This is a genomic window from Psychromonas sp. SP041, from assembly GCF_000470315.2.
In the GTDB taxonomy this organism is placed as follows: Bacteria; Pseudomonadota; Gammaproteobacteria; order Enterobacterales; family Psychromonadaceae; genus Psychromonas.
In genome coordinates this window covers 1-24,110 of the sequence record NZ_CBRF02000036.1, presented here as the reverse complement: position 1 = coordinate 24,110, position 24,110 = coordinate 1, and the positions used below count along the sequence as shown (strand labels likewise).

Sequence of the window (24,110 nt, the reverse complement as noted above, 5' to 3'; positions counted from 1 at the left end):
TCCATTATAGAGAATAATATTAATAGCGCTCTATAAATGAATAGCCGCTTAGTGAGTGGTCACTAAGCGGCTATTCATTATCTATAAAGTGTTAACAATATTTTTAGTTTGCAGGTAATTAATTTAAATAAAATTAGTTTGCAGATAATAAGGCAGGATTAATCACCAAGTTTCGAACACCATGAGCATGATCTTCATTATATATATTATTTTGTAGCCAAGTATCTACTGTACTTATGTCAACTTTGAGCACTTCAGGACGAACATTCCAAGTGACTTGATAAGGTGAACCTACTTCATTGTAACTCGGTCCTGTTGTTGACCCTTTATACTGTACTGGACTTCCAGAATTAGAAGGGATGTTGATCGCTTGTTGATAACCTCCTTTATTAACATTTTTAGTTAACTCAATAAAATTAAGTGCAGATTTATCATTTACTAAAACAAGTACTTGTGACTCAACTCGTAGTTCAGGGTTTTTAATCGAATCACTCAAACAAGCCCCAAGTGTAGGGCCTGGTGTGACTTGTGCTGAAGAGTAAACATAATGCACTTCAATTGTGTCACCAGGAAATAATTCACTATGTGAATTTTTGCCTACAGCGTTATTCGTTGGAGAAAGCTCATCTTTTGTTAGTAAACCAGTATATTGGTAACCACTACTATAACCATCACCACTACCATTACCTGCATATTGTGTAAATTCCCCTCCTTTATGTTCGGCATTTTTATGGAAATGAATATTACATAGATTCATTTTAGAAGCGCTTGGTGCTGCCGAGAATAATTGTTGATTAATACCACTTAAATCATCTATGTCACGAGGAGATTGAGGGCCAAATCCTTTGCCTATTGTATTTTTTTGTAACTCTGCTCTTTGTGCTTCAATAACCTGATTTGATACAGACTCGTGATGTAGTGCGAATGCTGAAAAAGGAAGGATTGAAGTAGTACACAATAGCAGTAGATATTTTTTCATTTATATTTCCATTGTTATGAAGAAATTTAACTTTTTAGTTAAATAGAGTTGTAACGCTTTAAATAACATAACAAAAATAACTTATTAAATAAGTGAGTAAGATGGCAATAATACGATAAAATATATTTTCTTTATTTTATATTATAGTAGGGTTGTTATTTTGATGTTTTTTTTCATGTCTATCCCAATTAGTTTACGTTTCATGCTGTTATCAGCACTTTCTTTTGCATTAATGACTGCTTGTGTAAAGTTGGTAAGTACTCACAATATTCCTGTGTTTGAAATTGTTGCTGCACGTGGATTGGTTTCATTAATTATTAGTTATGTCGATATCAAGCGTAAAAAAATACCGGTTTGGGGCAACAATAAAATATTATTAATATCACGTGGAGTGGTGGGAACACTCGCTCTATTGTGTGTGTATTACGCCGTTACTACATTACCGTTAGTTGAAGCGACTTTATTACAATATCTCTACCCTGTATTCACTGCGATTTTAGCTTTTTTATTTTTAAAAGAAAAAATACAACGTTCAACGTTGATATGTATTCTATTTTGCCTGCTCGGCCTCGTTGCGATGGTGAAGCCAAATCTCTCTCTTAATAGTGAAGTGGTATTGCCTTGGTTTAGTGTTTTTATTGCTTTGTTGGGCGCATTAGGTAGCGGTACTGCTTACGTACTGGTAAAGCGTTTAAGTAAATGTGAAGACAGTTCTGTTATTATCTTTTATTTCCCGCTTATTGCATTGCCGTTATCTATTATCTTATTAGGCGATAATTTTGTTATGCCTGATACCGAGGCGTTAATTTTATTGTTGTTTGTGGGGATATTTACACAGATAGGGCAGGTTGGATTAACCAAAGCAATGCAGAGTGAAGTGGCTGCTAAAGTCAGTGCTTTTTCGTATGTTCAAATTATATTTTCAACCATATTGGGGGTGATTATATTTAATGAAGTCCCCTCATTTTGGACATTGATCGGCGGCGCGTTAATTATTCTAGGGGCATTAATTAACGTATTTGGTAGTAAGAAAAAATAGACAGTCATTTAAATTTTTCTAGAAGGTGACTTAAAGGCTGCAATGAGTACCTATTGCATTCCAAGTGAAATTTTATCGATATAAACGAATGATTTAAAATATATTTTTTATATTTTAAATGAACTAAATCTTATTTTTAATGACTATAATCGAATAAAAAAGAAACAATGCTTATCTATCTACCTAACTATAGTATTATGGCCTACTATTGTTTTTGTTAGATAAGATTACAAAATTAATTAGCATTCAGCTATCTCAATCAAATATTAGAAAACTTAATTATATAAATGAAAATACCTAAAAGAATTCAGCCATTAGTTGACGATGGCATTGTCGATAATGTTTTACGACAATTAATGAGCGGCAAGGAAGCGACGGTTTATGTTGTTCAATGTGGCGATGAAGTGCGTTGTGCAAAGGTTTATAAAGAAGCCAGTAAACGTAGTTTTAAAAATGCTGTTTTGTACAATGAAGGACGAAAAGTCCGTAATGGCCGGAACGCGAGAGCAATGCAAAAAGGCTCTAAATTTGGTCGTGAACAACAAGAAGAAATTTGGCAAAATACCGAAGTAGATGCGCTTTATAAATTCGCAGATGCAGGTATCAGGGTGCCAACGCCTTTCGGGTGCTTTGGTGGTGTGTTGATTATGGAATTAATCACCGACGCTGATGGCTTTGCTGCTCCACGTCTAAATGATGTCACGATGACAGAAGAAAAAGCATTAACAGACCATGCTAAAGTGATGGACTATGTGGTTCGTATGTTAAGTGTTGGTGTTATCCACGGTGACTTATCTGAATTTAATGTATTAGTGGATGAAGAAGGCCCTGTGATCATCGATTTACCACAAGCTGTTGATGCAGCAGGCAATAACAATGCAAAGAAAATGTTATTGCGTGATGTCAATAATATGACTCAATATTACTCTCAGTTTGCTCCTAGCCTTGCTGCTACACGTTATGGAGATGAAATTTGGGCTATATTTGAAACAGGCGAATTAACCCCTAAAACAGTATTAACGGGACAATTTATTGACTCTGAAGTAAATGCTGATGTGGATACTGTTTTAAATGAAATAAATGCAGCACGTGAAGAGGAGCTAGATCGCTTAGATCGCATGTCAGACAGTGAATAGTTGATATTAAGTTATCACGACTTTATTTTTCTAAATTTTGATCTGTTTTTTATATGTCTAAGAGCGCTTAATATTATGTTTTTCTTCCTCTCTTCTATTATGGCGCTTGGCACTGAAAACGAACATTCAAGTGCCGTACAAAAGGCCCGCATGTTAAATATGCTGGTCTTATTGACTATCCTTATTGCGATAGTCTATTCCGCTAGTTATATGTATATATTAAATGCGCCGACGGTCGCTTTGTTTAATATAATTTTAACTTGCGGTTACTTCCTTTCATTTATTTTGAATGCCCAACATCATCATAAAGCAGCTAAGACTTGGTACTTTTCCTTGATTATGTTGCACTTATTTATTTGTAGTAATGTCTTTTTTACTAAAGAAAGTGGCTTTCATTTTTATTATCTTTTAGTGCCAATCGGAGTGCTATTATTATTTGAATTAAAAGAGAAAAAGTTAAAGACAATCCTAAGCTTAGTCGCTGCCTCGTTATTTTTATATTGTGAAAATACACTTAATGAAAATCCGTTAAGTGTATTTAGTGATGCGGCGAATCATTTGCTTTATCAATCGGCTTTTTTAATCGATATGTTCGCTATTATTTTAGCGCTGACTTTATTTAGTAAACAAATTGAAAAGCATGAATTAGAGCTGATCGAACAAGCCTCAACAGATATGTTAACAGGATTAAATAATCGTCGATTCTTTTTTCAACAAGGCGAAAAATTATTAGTAAAAAGTAACAAAGGAAAAAAAGTCTATAGCTTGCTACTTATCGACTTAGACTACTTTAAAAGTATTAATGATAAATATGGGCATGCTGCAGGTGACGAGTGTTTGATTCTTGTGAGTGAGGCTTTACAGAAAATAGGTCCTGACAATAAAATTTGTGCGCGTATTGGCGGAGAGGAGTTTGCCATTGTATTGCCTCGTTGTGGGCATAAATCTGCACAAATTATTGCTGAATATATTCGAAGTACTATCGAAGACGCCGCCTTCACAACTGCACAAGGTGATTTTATCAAATGCACCGCTAGTATTGGTGTTAGTTATAATTTAGCTAAAAAAGAATCTCTTAAAGAGTTACTTGAGCAAGCTGATATCGCTTTATATAAAGCTAAACATTATGGTCGAAATCAAGTGGTTTCATTTCATCATTTAGCTAACTAATAATATCTATTAATATCATTTTTTAACAAATCCCTTCCTTCTCTTTTCGTAACAACTCAGCTTTATGGTAGGGTTATTTATCAGAATATTTCACTTTAAACTCTTTTTATTTAGATAGGGCATCAGATGATTACAAAAATTAAGCAATTATTGAATACGTTCATACCAGAGGAAAACCCTCAATTTGATAGTACATTAGCGATTGTTTGTTTGCTTTGTGAGGTCTGTGTTGCCGATGAAAACATCTCTAAAGAAGAAAAGGCTGTCATTGTTCATTCGCTTGAAAAACTGGTCAATATAGAAAAAGAAAAGGCGTCTGAATTATTAAAAGTTGGAATGAAAGAAATTACAACTAGTACTTCAGTTTTTGATTTTACATCTCAGTTAGGTGACTTAGATAATGAAGCGCGTATTGATCTAATTAAAGCAATGTGGGAAGTCGCATACGCAGATGGTCACTTAGATGAAATGGAAGAAGCATTAATACGTAAAGTTGCAGCATTAATTTATGTTAATCATAGTGATTTTATTCGAACCAAACTCACGGTTAATCCAGCCTAGCAATTAAAGACCTTTCTTTATTAACTTTAAGGTTTTTTAATTTTAAAATTAATAAACCTTAAACTACATGAATAACATTCATTAGCTAATCTGCTATTAACCGATCATAAAAGTGATATCGCTATGTCTACTTCTGCATTACAAATTGTTAAACATTACCATCAACAAACTAAACATAGACCGGGAGCATACGCTCGTTCAGCTGGCTTTATGGATTGGGTAAATCAACCGCTACCTTATCGTTTATATCAAGGTGCTGAAAAAATACGTTTACCATTACCGTCATTATTAAAGAATGAGTTAAAGAATGAGTTAGATAATGTCCCTGCTAGTTATCTATATGAACGCTCTACTAAACCTGCAAAAGCGATTTGTCTTGAGAGTATTGCTGCACTATTACAGAACAGCTTAGGGTTATCTGCATGGAAGTCTTATAACGGAACAGAGTGGGCATTACGTGTTAATCCATCAAGTGGCAATTTACATCCGACAGAGTGCTATTTACTGTTGCCTGATCTTGAGATTGAAACCGAAGGTGACTTAAATCCAGAACATAAAAATGCTTACAGTACCCATTATAATCCATATATTAATTCCTTAGAAAAGCGCGCAGTATTATCTGAATCATCTAGTGAGCTGCTTAATAAAAAGCAAGGCTTTGCAGTGGCATTAACAAGTATTGCATGGCGTGAAGCTTGGAAATATGGGGAGAGAGCTTACCGTTATTGTCAACATGACTTAGGCCATGCGCTTGCGGCTTTAAATATTGCCGCCAATTTAAATGGCTGGCAAGTTGAAATACTTGAGAATGTTTCAAATAAAAAAGTGCAGTCAATACTAGGGCTTAATCAATCAAATACAGTAGCAGAAGAAGTTGAATATGTTGATTGTATTTGTTGGGTGAGTTGTAGCAACGATCATACCGAAGAGGTTAAAAACCCAGAAAAAGTCAAAAGCCTAGAAGAAGTTAAAGCCTGGTTAAACGACTTGCCGGAGATAACGTATGTTGATCCTGCTAATCAATTAAGCCAGTCACATCAAGATTGGCCGATTATTGATGATGTTTTTAATGCGACTCATCAACAAGATCTTACTTTTTTAACTGCTGAGACAACACCTTCTTCATCAGCTCTTTCTGAAAAATCTCTTTCTGTAAAAGATCATGGTGAGCAAACTGATTCCTCTTTAATTGAACAAAGCGCACAAGCACTTATTCATCAACGTCGAAGTGCGCAAAGTTTTGATGCGATCGCGAGTACGATGTCTATTGATACTTTTATCTCTCAATTACAAAAAACATTACCAGAGCAAAATATTCTATTTTCTCTCCTGCCACAACCAGCCCAAACTCATTTAATGCTATTTGTTCATCATGTTGAAGGGATAAACTCGGGGTTATACCTTTGGTTGCGTAATCCATCTCATTTAAATGCATTAAAGTCAGCAATGCATAGTGATTTTGAATGGTCACAAACAATAGAAAATCAGCCTTTATATTTATTAAAAAAAGGTGACTATAGAAAAATAGCTAAGGCAGTAAGTTGTGAGCAAGATATAGCAGCAGACAGCACCTATAGCTTGGGGATGTTAACTAAATTTGAAGATAACCTAACCTGTTCGGCAAGCCAATATCCTTTGCTATTTTGGGAAACAGGTATGATTGGGCAAGCATTATATTTAGCCGCTGAAAGTGATGGTTATCGAGGTACTGGGATTGGGTGTTTCTTTGACGATCTCGTTCATGATCTGTTAGGACTAAAAGATCAGCAATGGCAGAGTTTATATCATTTTACTGTGGGTAAACATATTGAGGATAGACGTATTTCAACCAAACCTGCATACTTTCATCTACAAGCATCGGCAGAATAATTGGTTAGTTGAAAGTAGAATAGTTAGTTGAAAAATAGAAGTCTGATTACAAATTAAAATAGGAAAATATCATGACATTGTTAACCGAACAAACATGTAGTGCATGCAATGCTAATTCAACAGAGCAACCATTAGCCGTAAGTGACATGTCTGAGTTACTGGTGCAGCTAAAAACACAATTTAATGATTGGTCTTTGATAGAAGATAAAGGGGTAGGGAAGCTATCTTGTGAATTTGTTACTAAGCGTTATAGCAATTCAATTCGTTTTACTAATCAAGTGGCTGCGTTAGCAGAATCAGTCAATCACCATCCGTTGATCATTGTTGAATATGGGATGGTGACGGTGCAATGGTGGAGCCATAATATTAAAGGCTTACATCAAAATGATTTTATTATGGCTGCTAAAACGAGTGCTTTATTCTTAGATTGTTAACTGATTACTGACATTAATGATTTAATTCGACTGATATCGTTATAGATTTTTTATAGAACCCTTTTCAATAATAAATCTTTTTGGATATCTCCACCCATATTGAAATCATGTTCACCAAATTGTTCAAATCCCATTTTTTGGTAAAACGTTAATGCAGGGAAGTTATGTTCCCAAACACCTAACCATAAATATTTTTTATTCTGTTCAATGGCTCGCTCAATAGCAAATGAGATTAATTTTTTACCTAAACCTTGTGATAAAAAGTCTTTAAGTATATAAATTTTTTCGACTTCCAATGCCTCTGCATCAAATATATCTGTTTGTGCACTATCGACATTTAATTTCAAAAAACCAGCTAGCTTAGCGTCTGTATTTTTAGCTTCATTTTCAGATATGCTTTCTGATGTATTAGAAGTGGCATAAAGAAAATAAAATTCACTGTTTGTATTTTGCAGCTGTGCAGATAATTTCTCTATATTGAGCGACTCTTTATAATACTGCTGCAGTAAAGCCTCACTATTAGTATCAGAAAAAGTTTCTTGATAGGTTCTTATCGCTACATATTGTAATAATGCAACCTGAGATAAATGACATGGCTCTATTGTTGAAGTTGATTTTTTAAACATTGTTCCTCAATCCCTATCTTCATTTATTTAATTTGATTGTAACTAATAAATTATCTTAATTCATCGGCTTCTTCACTTGACGATTTATCGACATAATCGCATTATGACCCTTTATATATTAGCTTGAGAGTAATATGAAGCTTATTTTTAATGGACCTGAAAATGGACCTTTATTTGTTTTTTCCCATGGCGCAGGCGCACCACTAACGTCAGACTTTATGGAAAAGGTAAGTGTTGGCTTGGCTGAACAAGGTATTCGAGTTGCCCGTTTTAATTTTAATTACATGCAGCAGCGTGTAGAAACCGGAAGTCGTCGGCCTCCTGAGCGAGCTCCTCATTTACTTAAACAGTTTTTAGAAGTGGTGCAAGGGCTGGATCAACCTATGGTGATTGGCGGAAAGTCCATGGGAGGGCGAATGGCTACTTTATTAGCGGCCGAGTCTACTGCTGAGCAATTAAAACAGGTTAAAGGAATTGCTTGTTTGGGCTATCCTTTTCACCCTCAGGGGAAGCCTGAAAAACTGCGCACAGAACATTTAGCGACTATTAAGCAACCTATTGCTATTATTCAAGGCTCACGTGATAAACTTGGCGACCAACATGAAGTCATCGGTTATTCTTTACCAGAAACCTTTCAATGGTGTTGGTTAGAAGATGGCGATCATGATTTTAAGCCTCGAGTGAAAAGCGGCTTTACGCATCAACAACATATTGAATCCAGCATTACGTATTTAGCTGCTTATATTAAACGTTGTCTTGTTTAACAATAAAAAGCCTTATCAGTAAAAAGTCTGAAAGTGAAATAGATAAAAATAGAATAAAGTTGAAAGGTAACAACCCTTATTTTTCATCAATCAAAATCGTAAATGATCACTGTTTATTCAATAATCTGATTAATTGTGGTTTATTTGTAAAAGAATTGTGGATGTATTGTAGATTATTTTTTAAAATCTATTGCTCGTCCATCCACACGTAGAATATTTGTGCTTGTTAAAGCATTTAGATACATAAGGGATTTACATGTCAATTGAGATCAAACCGCTAGCAGTTGCTGACCGCAATGCTTGCCCTGCAGAATTTAGTTTTGGTGAAGTATTTGCCGACCATATGTTTACACAAACATACGAGCCGACTCAAAAGTGGACAAATGCTGAAGTTAAACCTTATCAAATGCTGCAATTAGACCCATCTGCTTCAGTGTTACATTATGGGCAAGAAATATTTGAAGGTTTAAAAGCGTACCGTACTGAAAAAGGTGAAATTAACTTATTCCGTCCTCGTGAAAATTTTAAACGTTTTAACCGTTCTGCTGCGCGTATGGTAATGCCTGAAGTTGATGTTGAGTTTCACCTTAAAGCATTAATGGAATTACTAAAAATAGATAACCAATGGGTACCTGAAAAAAATGGTACTGCGTTATATATTCGCCCGACTATGATAGCAACGGGTGCTAAATTAGGCTTAGGCGCAAGTGATAAGTATTTACACTTCATAATTACTGGTCCTGCTGGTGCTTATTTTAAAGATGGGTTTGCACCTGTCTCTGTTTATGTTGCTGATAAGTACCGTCGTGCTGTAGTGGGTGGTGTTGGCGAAGCTAAAACTGGCGGCAACTATGCGGCTAGTTTATATATGTCTGAAGATGTTGCTGCAAGAGGGTACTCTCAAGTACTTTGGTTAGATGCGATACACGGTAAATATATTGAAGAAGTTGGCGCGATGAATATCTGTTTTGTTTATGGTGACCATATTGTGACACCTAAATTAAGCGGTAGTATTTTACCTGGTATTACTCGTGATTCAATTTTACAACTTGCTCCAACATTAGGCTACACAGTATCTGAAGAACAAGTAGCCATTGAAGACATCTTAGCTGATATTAAAAGCGGAAAAATTACTGAAGCATTTGGTTGTGGGACTGCTGCCGTTATTTCTCCTGTTGGTCAACTATGTTGGAAAGACGAAGATTACTTTATTAATGACAATAAAGCAGGGACTGTTTCTCGTAACTTATACGATGAATTAACGGGTATTCAATACGGTTTACGTGAAGATAAATTTGGTTGGATTGAAAAAGTAGACTTCTAACGTTTATTTTTATCTTGATGTGATAGAAGGCGCTTTTAGCGCCTTTTTTATTTTTTACTTCCCTTTTAACTTCCAAATGTATTTTCTACATTATTGCAGATCATTTCTCTGATCCATTTGTGCCCTGGCTCATCATTATTTCGTTGGTGCCATATCAATACATAAGCCATCTCAGAAAAAGCAAAAGGCAACGGGATTTGTTTAAGTGGATATAATTTTTGTGCATGAGTAATAAAGCTTGAAGGCAGGGTGAAAATTAAATCACTATGTGCACAAAGACTCGCACCTCCATAAAAGTCTGGTAAGGTGCTTATAACGTTACGCTGCTTTCCTTGTTTTTCTAAAAAATAATCTAATGCCCACCATTTATTACCCTCACATACGATTTGTATATGATTTTGTTGTAGATAAGCGTCCTGATCCCATGAACCATTTTCTACGGCTGTTAAAATAGGATGATGTTGATGGACTAAACAGGTTTGATGGTCATTAAATAAAATAACATGTTCAATACCATCTGGTAATTTTTGTGTCTCTAGACGGTGATCTTCAGAGAAGTCTAATGCGGTAATACCAAAATCCATTTTTCCTTGTTGTAGTGCTTGCATAGACTCTTTTTTCCAACTTAAGACATCAAGGTGAATACTTTTTGCTTGTTGTAATAATGGTCCGATAAAGCAAGGTAATAATGTTGCATAGGCACTTTCTAACATACTGATGGAAAAGTGTCTGTCACTACTAGCTGGGTCAAAGCTTGGTGCTTGTGTTAACTGATATAAACCCTGTAATAGATTCGGTAGTGTTTGTTGTAGCTGTAAAGCATGCGTAGTTGGTTTTAAACCATGTGCAGTACGTGTAAATAAGGGATCTTGTAAGCTTGTTCTTAAGCGAGTGAGGCTTTTACTTAATGCTGATTGACTTAGGTTTAGACGAACCGCTGCACGTGTAACACTCTCCTCTTCTAATAAGACTTGCAAAACGACTAATAAATTTAAGTCGATGCGCATTAGTTTATCGATATTCATAGGTATTCCTAGCTACTCCTAGATATTCCCATGAGGAAACTAAGATCTGAATTAATGTCACTTCTATTCATATCATAGCTGATTTAAACTCGCTTTGTTATTCACTGACTGTCATTGAGTCTTATTCCATAAAGCGTGACTCAACGAACGTTGTTTTATTATCGTAATTCAGCCAAACCTGTTTTTTCAAAAAAGAGATTGTTATGACCCGTAAGTTATTGCCTATTTTAATGATGATGGTGGTATTAAGCCCATTAGCCATCGATATCTATTTACCGTCAATGCCCGAAATGGCATTAGAGTTTTCTGTTTCTGACACACAAGTTCAATCAACGTTAGTACTCTTTATTTTAGCGATGGGTATTGGTCAGATTCTTATTGGTCCATTAGCTGATCGTTTTGGTCGTCGACCGATCGCATTACTGGGTATTTGTTTATATATTGCGAGTAGTTTATTTGCAGCATCGGTCGTGGAGTTTGAATATCTACAATTAGCGCGTGTATTACAGGGGATTGCAGCGTGTGCAACGTCAATTGTTGTTTTTAGTGCGGTACGAGATCGATTTAATGCACAGCAAAGCGCACATTATTACAGTTATTTGAATGGCGTTATTTGTGTTATTCCTGCGTTAGCACCGACACTAGGTGGTTTTCTTGCTTTGCATTTTGGCTGGCGCTCTACGTTTATTTTCATGACCTTATTTGCTATTTTAGTTTTATTTATTGTTGCTTTTAGGTTGCCTGAAACCCGTCCAGATCATAAAAATAATCATGCCGCGTTATATCGTTGGGCACGTTATCAACCTATTTTAGCGAATAGCCAATTTGTATTTTATGCATTGACTTGCATGATGGGTATGGCAAGTATTTTAACCTATGTTTCTTATGCACCAAGTTGGATAATTAAACATTTACAGCTTAGTGAATTAACCTTTAGTTATTTGTTTGGTTTTAATGCTCTGATTAATATTGCAGCTTGTTTTATTGCACCTAAAATAATTAAACAATTAGGTAATCATCAAACAGTGGTGGTTGCATTATGGCTGTTTATATTGTCAGCGGTGACGCAAGTGGTTATGCAAAAAATACCCGTTGAAAGTGCATTATTAGCAGGGATATATTTTATGTTACCTATGCTGTTACTGTGCGTTGGTTTCGCTTTGTTATTGGGCCCAGCGACATCGATGGCATTAAGTGCTTTTGGTGAAAGGGCTGGAACGGCTAGTGCATTATTGGGTTGCATTCAAATGAGTGGTGCTGCGTTATTAACTGGCTTGTTACAACAAACTTCTCTTTCAGCACCTTATGCGAGTGTGGTAATGATTGGTGCTGGTGGATTCATATTGCTAATAACCATGTCATTACCTCATTATAAACATTGGCATCAAGAGCAAGTAAATTATCAATAGTGCTTATTTTGACTATTTTAAAAGCATTCGCATTATTACTTTTAGCCTGAGATAATAGGTTAATTATTCCTTTATAAATTGGACTCATGATGAAGAATTCTATATTTAAATTATCATTATTAAGCAGCTCTATTTTGTTAACTGCATGTGTAACATCATCACCAACAGGACGTAATCAAGTTTTATTATTTGATGGTTCTGAAATGGCTACATTAGGCGTTAATTCATTTGAGGAATTAAAAAAACAAGAAACTATTAATCAAGATCCAAAAGTAAATTCTTACGTGCAGTGTGTTAGCAAACAAATCACAGATACGTTGGGTAAACAGCCTGATTTTGATGAATGGGAAGTGGTCGTTTTTGAAAGCGAACAAGTCAATGCTTTTGCATTACCTGGTGGTAAAATTGGTGTTTATACAGGTTTATTAGGCGTCGCTAAAAACCAAGATCAACTTGCAACGGTTATTGGACATGAAATTGCTCACGTACAAGCAAATCATTCTAATGAGCGTTTATCTTCTAGTGAAATCACAGGCTACGGTACCTCTGCTGTACAAACGGTTATTGGCACTACTCAATATTCCGAAGTAGGAATGGCGGCATTAGGTTTAGGCGTACAATATGGTATTACGATGCCTTATGGACGAGCTCAAGAGTCTGAAGCAGATATCGTTGGTTTACAGCTAATGAATGATGCAGGCTTTGATCCACAACAGAGCGTTGAATTATGGAAAAACATGGCAGTCGCTTCTGGCGGCAGTGAGCCAATGGAGTTCTTGTCTACTCATCCATCAAATACAACGCGTATTAGTAACCTACAAGACGAGTTAAAGAACTTAACAAAAAGTACTAGAACTGCACCTAGTTGCACATTGTAATTATCTCTTTAGAAATGACACATTGTTAGTACTTCTTTAAAAATTCCCCTTAGATTAAGGTTAATCTAAGGGGAATTTTTCCTTAGCTGTTTCCTTCCTGCTTTATTTAGTTCCACATCTGTCGCTGTTTAGTTGCGCACAACACTTCGATATAAATAACGCTCACAAAATACTGGCGATAGCTTTCTAATCGTCGTTGCTAATGCTGCAATAATAATGAATGAAAACAATAACCTTCCCCAGAAAATCGTATTAAAATCTGCGCCAATTAATAAAATCAATAATGTATCTTCAATCAAACTGTGTAATAAATTTAATAACATAATGGAAGTGAAAACATCTCGTGCTGCGACATGTCCTTTTTGTGCCTCATGTATCAATAACCCACCACCAAATGAAAGTCCTAATGTGGCACCAATAATAGTAATGTTCGTTGCTTCTTGGCTAATTCCTAATAATCTTAAAAAAGGCTTTAAGATGATCGCCATTAACTTTTCAATACCGAGTATTTTTAAAACCTTTAAAGTAAATAGCAACGTCGAAATAACAAGGAACACCATCGCTAAATTTTGTAGCTGGCTAGTTGCCCAATCAAGATAACCATTCTCGACACTGACCTCTGGAGACCAAAGCATTTTTGCTGGTTGATTAAGGCTACCAGTTAATTGGTAGGTTTGATGTAATATCCACGCGAGCAATAAGCTACCACCAATACGAAAGACTAAGGTTACCCATAAGCTAACACCTGCCTTTTTTGCGATAGTCGCTTCAATTGGTAAAGAGTGCGCAAGTAACATCATGCTGCCAAGAATAGATGCTTGGGCAACAGTTAAGGCGTTGTCGATACTAATGAGTACAATTAAACCGCCATAGATATTAGTGAGTAGAGTCGTTGCCCATACTAAGCTCATACTGTCTGGTAAGCCGACTGTTTGCATTAAGGGGCCAAGTAATTGGCTTAACAAAACAATACCGCCTAATTCTTCAATAATTTTTATGGCAATTAAGATTGGGATCATGACTTTAAACAGAGTAAATGTGACATTAAAAATGTCTCTGCCTAATTCAATGAAAAAATGTTTAATAGATTGCATAAGACTAACCTTTATTTTTTAAAATTTTAATAGGTTATATGATACAGAATAAGACTGAATGAAAATTTCAAATATGACTGATTCTATTTTTAATATTTCTTTTTGGCTTGGGTAAAGGAAATATAGTTTTAAATAATGTGGTTTTAAAGAAATAATGTGTTTTGGAAAGTAATGAGACTGAGTGAGCTTTAAAGTAAATCATGGGTGAGGTAATCTAATGGATGTAGATAGAATTGATCGTGCGATATTAATGTCGCTGCAAAAAAATAACCGTTTACCTAATATTGAGCTTGCTGCAAAAGTGGGGTTATCCGCACCTGCTTGTTTAAAGCGAGTTAAACGTTTGCGAGAAGGTGGAGTCATTATCAGTGATATTTCAATCATTGATGCACAGTTAGCGGGCAATAAAATGACCTTAATTGTCTCTATTGAGATGGAACGAGATAGAGCTGATATTTATCAGAAATTTAAACACTCAATTATTCAAGCTAACGAAGTGATGCAATGTTATCAAATATCAGGCGCATACGATTTTGTGCTAATTGTTTGTGTTCAAGATATTCAGGCCTACGAAGCCTTTGTAGATCGCGTATTACACACAGATTTGAATATTAGAAAGTTTCATACATCAGTGTCATTACGCACAGTAAAACACAGTACAGCCATTGAACTGTAGTAAGTTAATAATTAGTTTTAATCTATAATACGTCGATCTTCGTAAATAAAAAACCGCCAAAAGGCGGTTTGATGATTAGTTGTTGTTTTTTAAATCATACACACAAAGTAACCTGCGATATCCAGTACCTTTTTTATCTGGCATTTTTTTGAGAAATTTCTCGACCTCGTCAAGAGATAAATTTCCTTGCCACGCAGACCACATAATTGCATTCAATTGATTTGCTCTTGTAACTGAGCAATCATCAAGTATTTCTTGTAAGCTCGAGTGTGGTGTCTCTACTGTTTTAGGCAGTCCTTTCAAATAATCAACTATTTTGCATTCTTGCTGTACTTTTAAAGTGTTTGCTTTTGCCAATTCAGAGTAAATCCTGTCAAATGCATAGATAGGAAACCACTGCTGATTAGAAATATTAATTTGATTAATAAGTTGAATAAGGTGGTGATTCGATTCCTCAATAATTTCAAAGTAATCAGACATAAAGCTAGATGCATTTTTGTGCTCATACTGAATTGATTTAGCTGAGCCTATTACTAGAATTTTGTCGTTGTTATTGAGAGAATCGATGTCTTCAGTAATATTTACCTTAATACTTGTGCCGTCGTCATTTTTTCCTGAATAAATATCTTTAACTATGCTTTGTACTTTTCTAATATCCATTGCTGAGACTGGTAGATTCAGGTTTGAAAGCGATTTATAGATTTCATTAAAGTCATCTGTTTTCAGTTTGTTGATTCGAATAGTTGAAAAACCTTCTAAATCGATATCATGTTCAGTAATTTCGTGGGACATCGAGCCGTGATCAAACTCTACCAGTAAAAAGTTATTTCGGATTCTTTCTGCATCTTCAGAGTTTGGTTCAACATATGTAAAGATTGTTTTTAATAAGCTCTTTATATTTTCATCACCTATGCCATATCCCAGAAAGATAATAGGGTTGTGTATGAAAATAGAAAGTAGCTGTGCACGAATTAGTTCGTATTTATCATCAAATTGCTTATAGTCTTCTTCAGTGATGATTATTTTTGAGGGTGCAATACAACAGCCATGTATTTTATAAACAGAGCCATATGGGTTACTTAATAATATATCGTTTCCTACTAATGCTTCAAAGCCAAAAACATCTTCAATAAGACTGTCGTAGTTAGTTGTAATAACAGAACCAATATTTTTACGAATTTTTTTAATTCAGCTAACTCTTCTTTTTTATCTTCTTTATAGTTAAGTTCACTTACTAATTGGGATATGTAAATTTTAAAACGGCTAAGATAATTTTCCTTCTCCATTTCGCGATAAAAAATATCGTTAATTACTTCAAATTTTCCATGCCGATCTTGACCTAGATTAGTATTAAATACTTCTTCAAGCTTTGCTGCCACTTTTGTATAATCGTACTTGTCGTTATCTCTGCACTCAGCTTTAATATCAAGGTAGAATTCATTATTTCCCTTGAGTTCAAATGAAATCTGCTTTAATAACCCATCCCATGTATGTGCATTATCCAAATATCTCAAACTCACACCAGCACCCACAAATAAAACAGGGTGATTGTGATATTGGCCTATAAATTCTTGTATATTCATTTTACCCTCTATCAACTAAAACTTATTTATATACTACCGCAAGATTATAAATTGAGTTATCTTTATGATTACAAGGCTGGTATTTAGACATAAAAAAACCAGCTAATTAGCTGGTTTTTTAAAGTAAATATTGTAATTTAGTAAATGTTTATAGGCTAGCTAAAATTGCATCGACAGATGCTTTTGCATCACCTAATAACATTTCAGAGTTCTCTTTAAAGAACAGTGGGTTTTGTACACCAGCATAGCCAGCGCCCATTGAACGTTTAAACACAACTACTTTCTCTGCTTCCCAAACACTTAGTACTGGCATACCTGAAATCGGTGTACCTGGTTCGTTTGCAGCTGGGTTAACTGTATCGTTTGCACCAATAACCAATACCACATCAGTGCTAGGGAAATCTTCGTTGATTTCATCCATTTCTAATACGATATCGTAAGGTACTTTAGACTCAGCTAATAGTACATTCATGTGGCCTGGTAGACGTCCTGCAACAGGGTGAATACCGAAGCGTACATTTTTACCTTTAGCACGTAGGCGCTTAGTAATTTCAGCAACAGGGTATTGTGCTTGAGCAACAGCCATACCGTATCCAGGTACAATAATGATGTTTTTCGCTGCATTTAGCGATGCTGCTACTTCTTGTGCTGTTGTTTCATTATGCTCGCCGTACTCTTGGTCGCCTTGGGCAAATGTTTCTGTACCGAAACCACCTAAGATTACGCTTACAAATGAACGATTCATTGCTTTACACATAATGTAAGACAGAATTGCACCACTTGAACCTACTAATGCACCAGTGATGATTAATAAGTCATTTGCTAGCATGAAACCAGTTGCTGCCGCAGCCCAACCTGAGTAAGAGTTAAGCATTGAAACAACTACTGGCATATCTGCACCACCAATAGAAGCCACTAAATGCCAACCGAATGCTAATGCAATCACTGTCATAATGATTAATGCAGTAAGACCTAAGTCACCACTTACAAAGGCAACCAGTAATAATGCTGCTGAAGTAACCGCTGCAATATTGATCCAGTTCTTACCCGGTAGCGATAACGCGGTACTGTTTATTTTTCCACTCAGTTTACAATAAGCAACGATTGAACCAGTGAATGTCACTGCACCAATGAATATACCTAAAAATACTTCTACGTCATGAATTGTTTGAGCCGCTGGTGCTAAAACAGCATGGTCTAAGTATGAGTTGAAACCGATAAAGGTTGCCGCTAAGCCTACAAAGCTATGCAAGATTGCGATAAGTTCAGGCATTGAAGTCATTTCAACTTTTAATGCTAAACGAACACCAATACCAGCACCGACTGCCATTGCAATCGTAATGTAACCTAAACCCGATACTTGCGAGCTTGCAATCGTTGCAATGACTGCGATTATCATACCGATAATACCGAAGTAGTTACCGCGCTTTGCACTTTCTTGACTGCTTAAACCATTAAGGCTGGCAATAAATAGGATGGCTGCAATGATATAAGCAGCTGTAATTAATCCTTGAGACATATTTATTTATCCTTTTGGAACATTTTCAACATACGGTGTGTCACGGTAAAACCGCCCACGATGTTGATGGTTGCAATTAGTATCGCAATCGTAGATAGAGCAGTAACAGCGTTATTGTCACTACCGACTTGTAGCAATGCACCAATAATGATGATGCCACTGATTGCATTTGTCACACTCATTAATGGAGTATGTAGAGAATGTGCAACATTCCAAACTACGCCATAACCAACAATACATGCCAGCATAAATACAGTGAAATGTGCTAAGAAGTCTGAAGGCGCTACGCTTGCTAACCAACCGAATAAACCAGCAGCAACAATGGCTACACCAGGTTTGATCCATTTATTTGGTTCTTTTTCTTCAACGACCACTTCAACTTTTTCTTCAACTTTTGCTTGAGGTGCTGCACTGACGTTGATAGCTGGTGGCGGCCAAGAAATTTCACCTTCTTTAACAACCGTTGCACCACGAATAACTTCATCTTCAAAGTCGATATTAATTTGACCATCTTTGTTTTTACAAAGTAGTTTCATTAAGTTAACTAAGTTAGTTGAGTAAAGTTGGCTTGATTGTGTTGGTAAACGACTTGGTAAGTCGGTGTAACCAATTATTTTTACGCCATTTTCAGTAGTAAATACTTCATCTTTTACTGTTAATGCTGCATTACCGCCAGCGGCTGCTGCTAAATCGACAATGACACTGCCAGATTTCATTGACTTGATCATCGCTTCAGTGATGATCTTAGGTGCAGGCTTACCTGGGATAAGCGCAGTAGTAATGATGATATCAACATCTTTAGCTTGTTCAGCCATCATTTCAGCTTGTGCTTGTTGGTAACCTTCACTCATGGTTTTTGCGTAACCAGTAGTGCTTACTTCGGTTTCTTCAACGTAGTTCACTTCAAGGAACTCAGCACCCATACTTTCGATTTGCTCTTTTACTTCAGGGCGAGTATCAAATGCACGAACGATTGCACCTAAGCTACCAGCGGCACCTAAAGCAGCAAGACCAGCAACACCAGCCCCAACAATCAGTACTTTTGCTGGTGGTACTTTGCCAGCAGCCGTAATTTGACCTGTAAAGAAACGACCAAATTGGTTTGCTGCTTCAATAACAGCACGGTAACCGGCAATATTTGCCATTGAACTCAGTGCGTCTAAAGCTTGTGCACGAGAAGTACGAGGAACACTGTCCATCGCAATCACGCTGATATTTTTAGCTTCTAGCTGTTTTAATAATTCAGGGTTTTGAGCTGGCCAAATAAAGCTAACAAGTGTTGCGCCTTCTTTGATTAGTTCAATTTCAGCTTGGGTAGGAGCGTTTACTTTAAAAATAATATCTGACTGTAAAACCGTTGCCGCATCAGCGCTAATTTCAGCACCTGCTTCTTGGTAAGTTAAATCAGAAAAGCTAGCCGCTGTTCCCGCATTTTGTTCTACAAGAAAAGTGAAACCTTGTTTAATCAATAGGGCAACAGTATTTGGTGTTGCGGCTACGCGGTTTTCATTTTCTTGGATCTCTTTAGGTATACCTATCTGCATAGTAATTCCATGATCGCTTATTGTAATAAATGGTTATAAAAAGTGTATCTTACGTGTCATTAAAAAAGGTCAATTAGATTGAGAACATCTTTTGCCTTATTGATATTTAACACTTACATACAAAGGACAATTTATATGATTGTTTTTGTAAAGTTTTCTGGGTTGTTATTTATGACAAAAAATTTCACCATGCTAAAGCTTAGTGAAAAAACAACGCTTATGCCACCATTTTAAGGTGCTTTAAAGGCTTTTTATGCAACATTAAGGTTACTTAATATAACCATTAATAATAAGAAGCTACGCTTGTTAATGTAATGTTAATGGAAAGGGCTTATATGCTTAATTTGCTACGATTATGTTAAATTTTAACTAGGTTAGTTATACAAAGTTTTTTTATATAAAACGTTTTTTATAGAAAAGGAGGAGGGCATTCAAAGCTAACACGTAATTCAGTTGTGGGATGAGTTAATGTAATACTGGCAGCATGTAAAGCTAAGCGTTGAGGTGATATCTGTTTACCAAATTCGGTTGCGTAAAATTCATCACCTACAATGGGATGACCTAATTGTTGCATGTGTACTCGTAATTGGTGTGTTCGACCGGTAAGGGGAGTGAGTTTAACTAATGTTGTATTACTTTCTCTTTTGACTACTTGCCATTCTGTTTGTGAGCTTTTACCTTGCTCAAAATCTACCATTTGTCTGGGTCTATTTTCCCAATCACAGCGTAATGGTAAATCAATTAATCCTGCGTCTTGCTCTATGATCCCTTCTACACGTGCAAAATAGGTCTTATCAATGATTTTTTGTTGGAATTGACGACCCATATGACTTTGCGCAGACTTTCGTAACGCTAAAACGATAATGCCAGAAGTGGCCATGTCTAATCGATGTACTACACATGCATTGGGCCAAACACGAAGAATACGTAAAGCTAAACTGTCTTTATGCCAAGTATCGCGGCCAGGTACACTTAATAAGCCTGATGGTTTATTCAATACAACGATATCTTCATCTTGATGAATAATATCTAAGTACGGATGCATTGGTGGGTTATAAACAAAGTTTGGCATAATTAATTATCTGTATTGAAGCTTAAAGAGATAAGGCGATAAAGGAATTATTTATCGCCTATGCTTTATGGTGATGTATTACGAGTGAGTTGAAACAATAAAGCGAATAGCATCTAATTTTAGCTGCGTATTATCGAGTATTTGTTCAAAGTTCGCTTGTTGATCACTTAAATATTGAATCTCATCTTCACGAATATTTGGATTCACTGCTTTTAAAGCTAATAAACGAGCACTTTCTTGCTGCAAAGTATGCTGCATATTTTGTTTCGCTTCATCAATGATATCTGCCATTAAGCTTTGTGCGGTAGGCAATGATTGTTTAATCAGCTGATCAATCAATGATTGTGAAGCTGCGGCTACTTTACGACTAATATGACGATTAATAGGGGTTAATTGGCGATTAAAGCTATCAAAAGTAACATTCTCACCTAAGTTCTTGGCATTTTTATCCAATAACAAACGAATCGGTGTCGTTGGTAAGAAACGGCTTAATTGTGCATTATCAGTATTGATCGCCTCAACAACATAAATTAACTCTAAAAAAGTTGATGCTGCTGGTAATGAATTGTTTTTTAAGATCGCAACCGACGTAGTGCCTATCTCTGAACTTAATACAATATCTAATCCATTAGTAATGATTGGATGTTCCCATGTTAAATAAGATACATCATCACGGCTCAATGCGGTTTGGCGATTAAAAGTAACTGTTACGCCATCTTCTGGTAAGCCGGCATAATCAGAAGCTAGCATGTGCTCAGTTGGTTTTAAAATTAAGCAATGTTCACTACTATCTTCTTGTTGTACACCTAGAACATCGAACATCTGTAATGCAAAACCAGTAAAATGAGGAAGTTGATCCATCTCAGTGATGTCATCTAACAAGTTACTGTTTTGTAATACACCACTTGAATTGATTTCTAATAATTTATCGCGACCTTGCTCTAAATTAGTTTTTAATTCGTTATTCAATGTTGATGTATGTTGGATCAGTTTGTCGAGTTGATTATCACTATTATCACCCGTTGCTAATAAACTAATTAATTGGTCTTTAACTGCTTCGTAAACCGTATGGCCAGTAGGGGTTGTTTGCGTAAAGGCAGACAAACCTTGCTCATACCATTGTTGCAAAAATTCCTGCGATGTATCTTTTAAGTAAGGGGTATAGATTTGTATATCACAACGTTGTCCAATACGATCTAAACGGCCAATGCGTTGTTCTAATAAATCAGGGTTAATCGGTAGATCAAATAAAACCAAGTGATGAGCAAATTGGAAGTTACGTCCTTCAGACCCAATTTCAGAACACACCATGACTTGAGCACCGTCTTCAACTTGTGCAAAGTAGGCTGCTGACTTATCACGTTCAATTAATGATAAACCTTCATGGAATACGGCTGCTTTAATGGCTTCTCTAGTACGTAATGCTTCTTCAATGGCTAAAGCGGTTTGTGCTTGTGCAGCGATGATTAAGATCTTCTCATTTTTATTCTGTTGGATCAGGTCGATCAACCAGTTAATACGAGGATCAAATGCACACCATGAGTTATCGGTTGATGCTTCAAATGCTTGATAAATTTGCTCTGGATATAATGCAGTGAAAGCTTGTTGTGCAATATCACCAACAGGCATCATTTTAGAGACTTTCATTGCTGTTTTATATTGATCAGGTAATGGTAAAGCAACTGATTTTAATAAGCGTTTTGGAAAACCTTTAATAGCAGAACGCGTATTTCTAAATAATAGACGACCAGTACCATGTCTATCTAATAAACCGCGGATTAACTCTTGTTGTGCAGATTGTTGCTCAGCTTCATCAATAGTAATATCAGTGATTACATTTAATAAAGGTTCAACATCTTGTTCAGATAACAATTCAGTAATACTATTTTTTGCATCGTCACTTAAAAACTTTCCATCTAACAGTTGGTTTACTGCATCTACAACTGGTTTATACCCTGCTTCTTCATTAACAAATGCTTGGTAATCATAGAAACGATTAGGATCAAGTAAACGTAATCGAGCAAAGTGACTTTCATGACCAAGTTGATCAGGCGTTGCCGTTAATAATAATACACCTGGAATAGCGTTAGCCAGTTTTTCTATTGCGTTATATTGAGCACTTGGTTTTTCTTTATCCCAAATAAGGTGATGAGCTTCATCTACAATTAATAAGTCCCAAGTCGCCAGTAATGCATTCTTTAAATGTTTTTGTTTACGAATTAAATCAATACTACACAACACTAATTGTTCAGTATCAAATGGATTAACTGCATCCAAATAAGCTTCTTCACAGCGTGATTCATCAAAAATACTAAAATGTAAATTAAAACGGCGCAGCATTTCTACTAACCACTGATGCTGTAGATTTTCAGGTAAAACAATCAATACACGTTTCGCGCGACCAGTAATTAATTGCTGGTGGATGATTAAACCTGCTTCGATTGTTTTACCTAAACCAACTTCATCCGCTAATAAGATACGCGGCGCATGACGTTGCCCAACTTCTTCAGCAATATAAAATTGGTGTGGAATAAGATCGACTCTTGCACCTAATAAACCACGTAAGTGAGAGCGTTGTTGTTCATGTTGATTAAGTAATGATTTATAACGTAAAACAAAACGATCGAATTTATCTATTTGTCCAGCAAACAATTTATCTTGAGGTTTATTGAATTTTATAAAGTTATTAAGGAAGGTTTCTTTTAATCTAGTTTCTTCACCAGTATCGATACGTGTACCAATGTAAGTGATAATCTCGTTATTTTCTTCTATATCCGTCACTAACAAAGTCCAATCGTCGTGACTTAATATTTCATCACCTATATTAAAGCGAACACGTGTTACGGGAGCTTCTTGAATAGAATAAAGTCGTTGTTCACCTGAAGCTGGAAATAACAGCGTCAACATACGTCCTTCAATTGCAACAATAGTACCTAAACCTAACTCTGATTCCGCGTCACTAATCCAACGCTGGCCTAACGAAAATGTCATAAAAACTCACTCATCATTTGTAACTAAAAAACTTAATAGCAGAAAAGCCGCGTATGTTACCTAAATCCTAATCAAACATACTAGCGTTAAATAGAATAAATGCAGGGAAAATAAAAATAGCATATAAATGAAAGAAAATGTGGGGTTGTTTGTTATTTAAGCAAACGATAATTAATCGTCATAAAACGCTTGCGAATAGTTTCGCGATCCCTATAATACGCCGCACAGACAAGGACGGAGGCGCAAGCCACTAACCAAGACTGAGAATAAAAGAAACGCGTTAACGATTAAAACTTCGGTTTGAAATTAAGTTAAAATAAGACGTTGACATTGTTCGAAAGGCGCGTAATATACGCCGCCTAGCCGAAAGGCACGCTCTTTAACAATTTAATCAAACAATCTGTGTGAGCACTTGTT

Annotated in this window: 21 protein-coding genes; 11 read left to right on the top strand and 10 right to left on the bottom strand. The window is 35.9% G+C overall.

Features of this window, described 5'->3' with window-relative positions:
• Positions 1-133: 133 nt before the first annotated feature.
• Positions 134-979, bottom strand: a complete 846-nt coding sequence (locus SP041_RS16725) for a delta-class carbonic anhydrase (RefSeq protein ID WP_025563959.1) — start codon at positions 977-979, stop codon at positions 134-136.
• 163 nt (positions 980-1,142) lie between these two features.
• On the opposite strand from SP041_RS16725, the gene SP041_RS16720 reads away from it, so the two are divergent.
• The 6 genes from SP041_RS16720 to SP041_RS16695 all read left to right on the top strand — a co-directional run bounded on the left by SP041_RS16720 (position 1,143) and on the right by SP041_RS16695 (position 7,188).
• Complete coding sequence (locus tag SP041_RS16720) at positions 1,143-2,018, top strand: DMT family transporter (RefSeq protein WP_240791491.1); 876 nt, start codon at positions 1,143-1,145, stop codon at positions 2,016-2,018.
• A gap of 287 nt (positions 2,019-2,305) precedes the next feature.
• Positions 2,306-3,154 carry a PA4780 family RIO1-like protein kinase gene (locus tag SP041_RS16715; protein ID WP_025563963.1) on the top strand — a complete coding sequence of 283 codons (849 nt, stop codon included), beginning with the start codon at positions 2,306-2,308 and terminating at the stop codon, positions 3,152-3,154.
• 75 nt (positions 3,155-3,229) lie between these two features.
• Positions 3,230-4,324 (top strand): GGDEF domain-containing protein, encoded by a 1,095-nt coding sequence (locus SP041_RS16710; RefSeq protein ID WP_025563964.1) that lies wholly within the window; start codon positions 3,230-3,232, stop codon positions 4,322-4,324.
• A gap of 126 nt (positions 4,325-4,450) precedes the next feature.
• Positions 4,451-4,885: a TerB family tellurite resistance protein gene (locus tag SP041_RS16705; protein WP_051368505.1), complete on the top strand. Its 435-nt coding sequence runs from the start codon at positions 4,451-4,453 to the stop codon at positions 4,883-4,885.
• A 123-nt stretch (positions 4,886-5,008) separates the two neighbouring features.
• A complete protein-coding gene (locus tag SP041_RS16700) occupies positions 5,009-6,754 on the top strand; it encodes a SagB/ThcOx family dehydrogenase (RefSeq protein WP_025563966.1) in 1,746 nt (581 codons plus the stop codon).
• A gap of 71 nt (positions 6,755-6,825) precedes the next feature.
• On the top strand, positions 6,826-7,188 hold the full coding sequence (locus SP041_RS16695) for a 4a-hydroxytetrahydrobiopterin dehydratase (RefSeq protein ID WP_025563968.1): 363 nt from the start codon (positions 6,826-6,828) through the stop codon (positions 7,186-7,188).
• Between the two features lie 50 nt (positions 7,189-7,238).
• Here SP041_RS16695 and SP041_RS16690 read toward each other — a convergent pair whose 3' ends face one another.
• Complete coding sequence (locus tag SP041_RS16690) at positions 7,239-7,814, bottom strand: GNAT family N-acetyltransferase (RefSeq protein WP_025563970.1); 576 nt, start codon at positions 7,812-7,814, stop codon at positions 7,239-7,241.
• Between the two features lie 134 nt (positions 7,815-7,948).
• On the opposite strand from SP041_RS16690, the gene SP041_RS16685 reads away from it, so the two are divergent.
• On the top strand, positions 7,949-8,578 hold the full coding sequence (locus SP041_RS16685; RefSeq protein WP_025563972.1) for an alpha/beta family hydrolase: 630 nt from the start codon (positions 7,949-7,951) through the stop codon (positions 8,576-8,578).
• 256 nt (positions 8,579-8,834) lie between these two features.
• A complete protein-coding gene (locus SP041_RS16680; RefSeq protein ID WP_025563974.1) occupies positions 8,835-9,902 on the top strand; it encodes a branched-chain amino acid aminotransferase in 1,068 nt (355 codons plus the stop codon).
• Between the two features lie 65 nt (positions 9,903-9,967).
• Here SP041_RS16680 and SP041_RS16675 read toward each other — a convergent pair whose 3' ends face one another.
• Positions 9,968-10,927: a LysR family transcriptional regulator gene (locus SP041_RS16675; RefSeq protein WP_025563976.1), complete on the bottom strand. Its 960-nt coding sequence runs from the start codon at positions 10,925-10,927 to the stop codon at positions 9,968-9,970.
• Between the two features lie 203 nt (positions 10,928-11,130).
• On the opposite strand from SP041_RS16675, the gene SP041_RS16670 reads away from it, so the two are divergent.
• Together SP041_RS16670 and SP041_RS16665 are read left to right on the top strand one after the other, a co-directional pair.
• Positions 11,131-12,336 (top strand): multidrug effflux MFS transporter, encoded by a 1,206-nt coding sequence (locus SP041_RS16670; RefSeq protein ID WP_025563978.1) that lies wholly within the window; start codon positions 11,131-11,133, stop codon positions 12,334-12,336.
• Between the two features lie 89 nt (positions 12,337-12,425).
• Complete coding sequence (locus tag SP041_RS16665) at positions 12,426-13,214, top strand: M48 family metallopeptidase (RefSeq protein WP_081695372.1); 789 nt, start codon at positions 12,426-12,428, stop codon at positions 13,212-13,214.
• A 128-nt stretch (positions 13,215-13,342) separates the two neighbouring features.
• On the opposite strand, the gene SP041_RS16660 is transcribed toward SP041_RS16665, so the two are convergent.
• Positions 13,343-14,308: a hypothetical protein gene (locus SP041_RS16660; protein ID WP_025563982.1), complete on the bottom strand. Its 966-nt coding sequence runs from the start codon at positions 14,306-14,308 to the stop codon at positions 13,343-13,345.
• Between the two features lie 217 nt (positions 14,309-14,525).
• On the opposite strand from SP041_RS16660, the gene SP041_RS16655 reads away from it, so the two are divergent.
• Positions 14,526-14,984: an Lrp/AsnC family transcriptional regulator gene (locus SP041_RS16655; RefSeq protein WP_025563984.1), complete on the top strand. Its 459-nt coding sequence runs from the start codon at positions 14,526-14,528 to the stop codon at positions 14,982-14,984.
• A gap of 75 nt (positions 14,985-15,059) precedes the next feature.
• Here SP041_RS16655 and SP041_RS21240 read toward each other — a convergent pair whose 3' ends face one another.
• From SP041_RS21240 to rapA, 6 genes are all read right to left on the bottom strand, one after another.
• Positions 15,060-15,776 (bottom strand): hypothetical protein, encoded by a 717-nt coding sequence (locus tag SP041_RS21240; protein WP_240791490.1) that lies wholly within the window; start codon positions 15,774-15,776, stop codon positions 15,060-15,062.
• A gap of 308 nt (positions 15,777-16,084) precedes the next feature.
• The gene (locus SP041_RS21075; protein ID WP_205961212.1) at positions 16,085-16,567 is read right to left on the bottom strand and encodes a hypothetical protein; all 483 of its coding nucleotides are present in this window, start codon (positions 16,565-16,567) and stop codon (positions 16,085-16,087) included.
• A gap of 148 nt (positions 16,568-16,715) precedes the next feature.
• The gene (gene pntB, locus SP041_RS16645; protein ID WP_137297955.1) at positions 16,716-18,086 is read right to left on the bottom strand and encodes a Re/Si-specific NAD(P)(+) transhydrogenase subunit beta; all 1,371 of its coding nucleotides are present in this window, start codon (positions 18,084-18,086) and stop codon (positions 16,716-16,718) included.
• 2 nt (positions 18,087-18,088) lie between these two features.
• Positions 18,089-19,630 carry a Re/Si-specific NAD(P)(+) transhydrogenase subunit alpha gene (locus tag SP041_RS16640; RefSeq protein WP_137297954.1) on the bottom strand — a complete coding sequence of 514 codons (1,542 nt, stop codon included), beginning with the start codon at positions 19,628-19,630 and terminating at the stop codon, positions 18,089-18,091.
• Positions 19,631-20,039: 409 nt separating this feature from the next.
• A complete protein-coding gene (locus tag SP041_RS16635) occupies positions 20,040-20,702 on the bottom strand; it encodes an RluA family pseudouridine synthase (protein ID WP_137297953.1) in 663 nt (220 codons plus the stop codon).
• Between the two features lie 78 nt (positions 20,703-20,780).
• Complete coding sequence (rapA, locus tag SP041_RS16630) at positions 20,781-23,693, bottom strand: RNA polymerase-associated protein RapA (RefSeq protein ID WP_137297952.1); 2,913 nt, start codon at positions 23,691-23,693, stop codon at positions 20,781-20,783.
• Between the last annotated feature and the right edge of the window lie 417 nt (positions 23,694-24,110).

What these genes read in the sequence shown, in the direction of transcription:
- SP041_RS16725 (WP_025563959.1), bottom strand. Translation starts at nt 979, where the DNA reads ATGAAAAAATATCTACTGCTATTGTGTACTACTTCAATCCTTCCTTTT.
- SP041_RS16720 (WP_240791491.1), top strand. Translation starts at nt 1,143, where the DNA reads ATGTTTTTTTTCATGTCTATCCCAATTAGTTTACGTTTCATGCTGTTA.
- SP041_RS16715 (WP_025563963.1), top strand. Translation starts at nt 2,306, where the DNA reads ATGAAAATACCTAAAAGAATTCAGCCATTAGTTGACGATGGCATTGTC.
- SP041_RS16710 (WP_025563964.1), top strand. Translation starts at nt 3,230, where the DNA reads ATGTTTTTCTTCCTCTCTTCTATTATGGCGCTTGGCACTGAAAACGAA.
- SP041_RS16705 (WP_051368505.1), top strand. Translation starts at nt 4,451, where the DNA reads ATGATTACAAAAATTAAGCAATTATTGAATACGTTCATACCAGAGGAA.
- SP041_RS16700 (WP_025563966.1), top strand. Translation starts at nt 5,009, where the DNA reads ATGTCTACTTCTGCATTACAAATTGTTAAACATTACCATCAACAAACT.
- SP041_RS16695 (WP_025563968.1), top strand. Translation starts at nt 6,826, where the DNA reads ATGACATTGTTAACCGAACAAACATGTAGTGCATGCAATGCTAATTCA.
- SP041_RS16690 (WP_025563970.1), bottom strand. Translation starts at nt 7,814, where the DNA reads ATGTTTAAAAAATCAACTTCAACAATAGAGCCATGTCATTTATCTCAG.
- SP041_RS16685 (WP_025563972.1), top strand. Translation starts at nt 7,949, where the DNA reads ATGAAGCTTATTTTTAATGGACCTGAAAATGGACCTTTATTTGTTTTT.
- SP041_RS16680 (WP_025563974.1), top strand. Translation starts at nt 8,835, where the DNA reads ATGTCAATTGAGATCAAACCGCTAGCAGTTGCTGACCGCAATGCTTGC.
- SP041_RS16675 (WP_025563976.1), bottom strand. Translation starts at nt 10,927, where the DNA reads ATGAATATCGATAAACTAATGCGCATCGACTTAAATTTATTAGTCGTT.
- SP041_RS16670 (WP_025563978.1), top strand. Translation starts at nt 11,131, where the DNA reads ATGACCCGTAAGTTATTGCCTATTTTAATGATGATGGTGGTATTAAGC.
- SP041_RS16665 (WP_081695372.1), top strand. Translation starts at nt 12,426, where the DNA reads ATGAAGAATTCTATATTTAAATTATCATTATTAAGCAGCTCTATTTTG.
- SP041_RS16660 (WP_025563982.1), bottom strand. Translation starts at nt 14,308, where the DNA reads ATGCAATCTATTAAACATTTTTTCATTGAATTAGGCAGAGACATTTTT.
- SP041_RS16655 (WP_025563984.1), top strand. Translation starts at nt 14,526, where the DNA reads ATGGATGTAGATAGAATTGATCGTGCGATATTAATGTCGCTGCAAAAA.
- SP041_RS21240 (WP_240791490.1), bottom strand. Translation starts at nt 15,776, where the DNA reads ATGTCCCACGAAATTACTGAACATGATATCGATTTAGAAGGTTTTTCA.
- SP041_RS21075 (WP_205961212.1), bottom strand. Translation starts at nt 16,567, where the DNA reads ATGAATATACAAGAATTTATAGGCCAATATCACAATCACCCTGTTTTA.
- pntB (WP_137297955.1), bottom strand. Translation starts at nt 18,086, where the DNA reads ATGTCTCAAGGATTAATTACAGCTGCTTATATCATTGCAGCCATCCTA.
- SP041_RS16640 (WP_137297954.1), bottom strand. Translation starts at nt 19,630, where the DNA reads ATGCAGATAGGTATACCTAAAGAGATCCAAGAAAATGAAAACCGCGTA.
- SP041_RS16635 (WP_137297953.1), bottom strand. Translation starts at nt 20,702, where the DNA reads ATGCCAAACTTTGTTTATAACCCACCAATGCATCCGTACTTAGATATT.
- rapA (WP_137297952.1), bottom strand. Translation starts at nt 23,693, where the DNA reads ATGACATTTTCGTTAGGCCAGCGTTGGATTAGTGACGCGGAATCAGAG.